Source organism: Pseudodesulfovibrio pelocollis (assembly GCF_030282845.1).
GTDB lineage: Bacteria > Desulfobacterota > Desulfovibrionia > Desulfovibrionales > Desulfovibrionaceae > Pseudodesulfovibrio > Pseudodesulfovibrio pelocollis.
On record NZ_JASTWE010000136.1, the window covers coordinates 1 to 538 of the forward strand.

The 538-nt window shown below is 68.4% G+C and carries 1 protein-coding gene; it reads left to right on the top strand.

The window, feature by feature from the left end; genetic code table 11:
- Positions 1-24: 24 nt before the first annotated feature.
- A partial coding sequence (locus tag QQS14_RS16565) for a hypothetical protein (RefSeq protein WP_285908121.1) occupies positions 25-538 on the top strand: 514 nt, incomplete at its 3' end.

A 538-nucleotide genomic window follows, 5' to 3' on the forward strand; every position in this document is an offset into this window, starting at 1 on the left:
TATCGGCGCGGGAGGGCTCCAGGTATGAAGTCCGGCGTCCGTGTGACCGTGGACAAAATGGCCGACTTGGCCAAGGCCATGCGCGCCCTGACCGGGCGCGAGGTGGCCTGTGGCATCCCGGCCGACAAGAGCGACCGCACGGAGGAAGATGGCGAGGCGGTGACCAACGCGCAGCTCGGCTACATCCACGAGATGGGCAGCCCGGCGCGCAACATTCCGGCCAGAGCGTTTGTGGTGCCCGGCATCCGGGCCGCCCAAGAAAAGATCGTGGACCAGTTGCGGGACGCTGCCAACGCGGCCCTGGGCGGCCAGGTCGCCGGGGTGGACGCCGCGCTGAACCGCGCCGGGATCATCGCCATGAACAGCGTCAAGGCCCAGTTCGTGGACAACGACTGGGAGCCCCTGGCCGATGCCACCCTGGACAAGCGGCCCCCGGCCCAGCGGGACGAAAACGGACAAATCGTGCGCAAGGGCAAGTCACGCCGCGAGCGCGGCAAGCTCAACCCGCTTATCGACACGAGCCAGCTGCGCAAGGCCA